The organism is Pseudanabaena sp. 'Roaring Creek', assembly GCF_001402795.1.
Lineage (GTDB): Bacteria > Cyanobacteriota > Cyanobacteriia > Pseudanabaenales > Pseudanabaenaceae > Pseudanabaena.
The window spans coordinates 1-4970 of record NZ_LIRE01000186.1 but is presented as its reverse complement, the minus strand read 5'-3'; the positions used below and the strand labels follow the sequence as shown (position 1 = coordinate 4970).

5 protein-coding genes are annotated in these 4970 nt (G+C 40.6%); 3 read left to right on the top strand and 2 right to left on the bottom strand.

Annotated features, from left to right (window positions below; all coding sequences use genetic code 11):
* Nucleotides 1-227: 227 nt before the first annotated feature.
* The 3 genes from AC805_RS05985 to AC805_RS05975 are packed head-to-tail and all read left to right on the top strand — an operon-like array spanning nt 228 to nt 2816.
* Nucleotides 228-1370 (top strand): glycosyltransferase family 2 protein, encoded by a 1143-nt coding sequence (locus tag AC805_RS05985; RefSeq protein WP_369122824.1) that lies wholly within the window; start codon nt 228-230, stop codon nt 1368-1370.
* A 42-nt stretch (nt 1371-1412) separates the two neighbouring features.
* Nucleotides 1413-2372, top strand: coding sequence for a glycosyltransferase (locus AC805_RS05980; protein WP_055074572.1), 960 nt, complete (start codon nt 1413-1415; stop codon nt 2370-2372).
* Nucleotides 2373-2405: 33 nt separating this feature from the next.
* A complete protein-coding gene (locus AC805_RS05975) occupies nt 2406-2816 on the top strand; it encodes a GtrA family protein (RefSeq protein ID WP_055074571.1) in 411 nt (136 codons plus the stop codon).
* A 106-nt stretch (nt 2817-2922) separates the two neighbouring features.
* Here the strand turns inward: AC805_RS05975 and AC805_RS05970 are convergent, their stop codons facing one another.
* Together AC805_RS05970 and AC805_RS05965 are read right to left on the bottom strand one after the other, a co-directional pair.
* Nucleotides 2923-4257, bottom strand: a complete 1335-nt coding sequence (locus AC805_RS05970) for an ATP-binding protein (RefSeq protein ID WP_055074570.1) — start codon at nt 4255-4257, stop codon at nt 2923-2925.
* 32 nt (nt 4258-4289) lie between these two features.
* Nucleotides 4290-4574: a hypothetical protein gene (locus AC805_RS05965; protein WP_055074569.1), complete on the bottom strand. Its 285-nt coding sequence runs from the start codon at nt 4572-4574 to the stop codon at nt 4290-4292.
* Nucleotides 4575-4970 lie beyond the last annotated feature (396 nt).

Below are 4970 nucleotides of genomic sequence, written 5' to 3'. Positions count from 1 at the left end.
CGTACCGCCCGCTAAGCGGGCGGTACGCTCTTCTAGGTTTTAAGTTTACTTATGCCTAGCTACTTACATTCATCTCAGAAGGAGAAGGTTAGTGCGAAGTACCGATTGGAATTATATTGCATTAATGAATTAAACCTGTAAATCTCCGTAATTCTGATGCTATAATTCAGGATAAGTTTTGCTTGGCAATGATGCTATTGATGCTGTTAATTAAGGTGAAACAAACCATGCAAGAAATAGCCTCAGAAAAACCCCTAGTAACTGTACTAATGCCCTGCCTAAATGAGGCAGAAACTTTAGGAACCTGTATTACCAAAGCAAAAAACTATTTTCTTCGCCATGACATCGATGGTGAGGTCTTAATTGCTGACAATGGGAGCACCGACGGCTCACAAGAAATTGCCATTCGGTTAGGTGCTCGTATTGTCCATATCCAAGAAAAAGGTTATGGCAACGCCCTTAGAGGTGGTATAGCCAATGCCGAAGGTCGGTATATTATTATCGGAGATGCGGATGATAGTTATGATTTCTCCGACTTAACCTTGTTTATCAATAAACTCCTAGAAGGCTACGAACTAGTCATGGGTAATCGTTTCAAAGGCGGCATCAAAAAAGGAGCCATGCCCCCTTTGCATCGATACCTAGGTAATCCCGTACTTACATGGATTGGGCGTTTATTTTTTCCTAATCCCTGTGGTGATTTTCACTGTGGCTTACGAGGATTCAGAAAAGATGCGATCGAATCATTAAATTTGCGAACTACAGGAATGGAATTTGCGAGTGAAATGGTCGTGAAGGCAAGCCTCTACAAAATGCAGATTGCTGAAGTGCCCACTATTCTCTATCCTGATGGGCGCAACCGATCGCCCCATTTGCGAAGTTGGCGCGATGGCTGGCGGCATTTAAGATTTTTACTGCTTTTTAGTCCCAGATGGCTATTTCTTTACCCAGGGATGATTTTGATGATGGCTGGATTACTGACCGCGATTATCCTGTTAAGCGGAACTAAAGTTCATTCCTTAATTTATTCAACTACGGCAATTGTGATTGGATTCCAAACCGTGGTGTTTAGCATATTCACCAAAGCTTTTGCCATGGCTGAAGGTTTAATTCCCGATGATTATCGACTCAAAAAGCTGTTACATTTTCTCAACTTAGAGAAGGGGTTGATATGCGGAATTTTCCTAATCTTTATGGGCTTCATGGGATCTATCTACGCACTGAAAATGTGGGAATCGAATTCCTTTGGATCCCTGAATCCTAGCCAAACTATGCGAATCGTTATTCCATCCGTTACTTGCTTAGCGCTGGGCTTTCAAGTCATTTTCTCCAGTTTCTTTCTGAGCATCCTTGCCCTAAAAAGAGGCTAGTTAGTGGTTAGCAATTAATTGAGAATACAAAAGTAGAAAAATATGGATCGACCTTGGTTATCGGTTTTAATTCCCACGTATAACGGCAAAGATTATCTCCGATTTACTTTAGATTCAATTCTCAGGCAGGGTGATCGCCAAATTGAATGTATCGCGATCGACGATGGATCGACCGATGAAACCCTTGAAATCCTGAACGACTATGTAGATAAACTTCCACTTAAAGTTATTCAAGGATTGCGGAAAGGGAATTGGGTGGCAACTACCAACCATATTCTATCTATTGCTACTGCTGATTATGTCTGCTTCTTACATCAGGATGACATTTGGCTCGACGATCGCCTTCGCATCATGAAATCTCTAATTGATAAACATCCGCAGGTAAATTTATTTTTACATGCTTCCCAATTTATTGATCGCGATGGCAAATGTTTGGGTTTATGGAAAAGTCCTTTACCAAAATATCCATTGGTAACCACGCCGCATATGCTGGTTAAGAGGTTACTTATCCAGAATTTTATTGCTATTCCCGCTCCCATTTTTAGAAGAGAAGCCGCTTTGCAGGTTGGCGGACTAGATGAAAAGCTATGGTACACAGCCGACTGGGATTTTTGGCTAAAGCTTGCAGCCCTTGGCTCAACCATGTATTATCCCCATCCCCTTTCTGCTTTTCGCATTCATGCAGACTCCCAAACTATAGTAAGAAGTTCCTATTTGCATGACTTTCAACAACAGCACGCCATAGTGTTAAACAGGCATTTAAAACTATGGCAAGCATCGCAAAATTCTCACCATAACATCAAAAGAATCGCCATTTTTTCTATTCGTATGAATACAGCTTTAGCGGGAATAATTCATGGGCGGAAGGTTAATTTGTTGAAGCTTTTAGTTTCTTTTTTAGTATTAGGGATGGCGGGATGGTATCGATACTGGCAATACTCTCGCATCTGGGAGAGGGTCACAGCAAGATTAAAAGTCAGACTAATAAATAACATCAGTTAATTTCTAAGTTGATTACTAGAGTCAAACATCAGTATGAAATATCTCAAATCCAAAGCTTCCTATGTTTCTCTAGAAAATCAATTTCTAAGATTTTTTATGGTGGGAGGTTTTTGCGCTTTTCTAAATATAGTCATACTATATATTCTCACGGGCATATTAAATTTTCACTATCTCTTGTCTGTTTTAATTCAAACAGTTGTTGTTAACTATATAGGGTTTTATTTAAATAGGCGCTTTACTTTTAAAAAGACAAAAGGTAACTTTTGGGAAGGATTAGTAAAGTATTATACTGTAATGATCTCAAGTTTTTTAATGGTTTCTAGCTTGATGTATTTATTGGTGGATATTTTTCGTGTTTGGTATTTATATGCATTTATTTTGATTACTATTATGATGATGATTTTTAATTTTTTATCTCATCAGAAATGGACTTTTAAAAAGTAAATTTATCCCATTTTGTTACTAAATAACTGGGCATAATTAAAAGTCCAAAACCTGTAGCGTGCGCTACAGGTTTTGGACTTTTATATTTAATTGTGCCTAGCTACTCTCAATTCTTAATTTGGAGATCGGCTTGCAAAAAATCCACGAACTGCTGGGCGGTACGCCCCGATTGACCGTTGTGGCGAGTAGCCCATTGCAAAGCGCGAAAATCGAGATCCTCATTCATTAAATTAATCCCCGCACGTTTTGCAAGATGATGCACGATTTTAAGATAAATTTCTTGATCGGCTTGCAAAAAGGTTAAAGTTAACCCAAAGCGATCGCTGAGGGATAGTTTTTCTTGCATGGTGTCCCAAGGATTGACCTCTTTGCTATTGCTCAGATCTCTCAGGCTAGGGCGATCGCTAAAGTATTCACGTAACAGATGACGACGGTTAGAGGTGGCGTAAACCAACAGATTACTGGGTTGGGACGAGAGATTACCCTCTAGCACGACCTTAAGAGCCTTGTAGTCTTCACTTTCTTCTTCAAAGGATAGGTCATCGACAAAAATGATAAATTTCTGGGGAGACTGTCGCACTATATCAGCAATGATTGGTAAGTCCTTAAGGTCGTTTTTCGTCACCTCAATTATGCGTAATCCGCGATCTCGATAGGCATACATTAGCGACTTCACCATGGAAGACTTGCCCGTACCGCGACTGCCATAGAGCAGCACATGTAAAGCGGGATAACCCGACAAAAAAGCTTCAGTATTTTTGTAAAGGGTTTGTCGCTGTGTTTCATAGCCGATGAGATCGGATAACTGCACCAGATCGGGATGGGGGATTCCTTGTAAATGACCCTTGCGCCAACGGAAAGCATCGTAATCGGTAAATATGCCTGTGCCCGATTGTTGGTAATAATTGGCTAATTCAGGTAACAGTTGCGTCCAATCATCGGCTGTTTGAAACTTCAGAATTAGCGATCGCTTAATTTCGGGAAGCTTTGACATATTACTTTCAGTCAATTGCCAAGTGACGAGGCGATCGCCTAAAGCATCAATCCAATCGACGAGTTTATCCCCACCCCAGAGACTCAGCTCTTCTAAAATTTTGAGGTCATGCTTTGCCGCCGCAACTAAAGCAATGGATAAGCGATCGAAGGGAGTAGTCTGCGATTGTCTACTAAAGGGGTTATCGGAGGTTAGGATTTGCAAAATTACGTAGTCTCGCCAGTTATAGCCCGTAGCCGCAATGGCTCTAAACCACTTGCCATAGGCAAATAAATAACTAAGATGGCGCGAACTATTTTCATGACCGTCCAAAGCGAAGTTGGCAAGGCTATGTAATAGTTTGACATAGCTTTCCCATACTTCCTGCTCTAATATATTTTGGTACAGCAGCAATGAGGCAATTTTTACCTGCTTTCTATAGATTGATTGGCGGGTTTCTTCAAGCATAGTAGCCACGTTAAAATTGTGAGGTTTCTGCCTCACAAATAATCTTTAAACCCTTCCCATGTTATCCCCTGTTGGATATAGTTAGGCTGATTTGGTCGGTAAGGTGCTGTGAGGCGATCGATAGTTAAAATTTCGGCGCGATCGGAAATTACGGGGACATCGGGATCGAAAGCTGTCGATCTCATTAATGAGCTAGAAAAACCCTTAAAAATCATCACTTCATCAAGTTCTTCTCCGAGTTTTAGTTTTACTAGCAATACCTCTTGAGGGTGCTTAGCACTATAGTTTTCCAGTTGCTGACCTTGATTTAGAGACATAAATTTAGAGATAAATTTAGAGACAAATTTAGAGACATAATTTTTAAAATGTAATTTTGGATCAGTAATTTTGGATCAATTAAGTAGCTAGGCAAACCTAGAAGAGCGTACCGCCCGCGTAGCGGGCGGTACGCTCTCTGGTTTTGTTTTTTAATTATGCCTAGCTACCTATGCTTGGAACTTAGGCTGAAATCATGGTGTCAACATAGTGACATACCCGGCACTTATTTTTTTCTGTAAACAAAAAAATAGAGTATGGGCTTCCTCTTTCACTGGGAGAGCCTTGTTAGAGCCATCTCTAATCTGGACTTATCCTCCCTCCGCAGGTTTTACTCACTCCGTAGTGGTACTAACTGGCAAGATAGTTTCCTATCTTCGAGGCAGACTCCCTGTGTC

Coding starts and splice junctions, on each gene's coding strand:
- AC805_RS05980 (WP_055074572.1), top strand. CDS start 1,413: ATGGATCGACCTTGGTTATCGGTTTTAATTCCCACGTATAACGGCAAA.
- AC805_RS05970 (WP_055074570.1), bottom strand. CDS start 4,257: ATGCTTGAAGAAACCCGCCAATCAATCTATAGAAAGCAGGTAAAAATT.
- AC805_RS05985 (WP_369122824.1), top strand. CDS start 228: ATGCAAGAAATAGCCTCAGAAAAACCCCTAGTAACTGTACTAATGCCC.
- AC805_RS05975 (WP_055074571.1), top strand. CDS start 2,406: ATGAAATATCTCAAATCCAAAGCTTCCTATGTTTCTCTAGAAAATCAA.
- AC805_RS05965 (WP_055074569.1), bottom strand. CDS start 4,574: ATGTCTCTAAATCAAGGTCAGCAACTGGAAAACTATAGTGCTAAGCAC.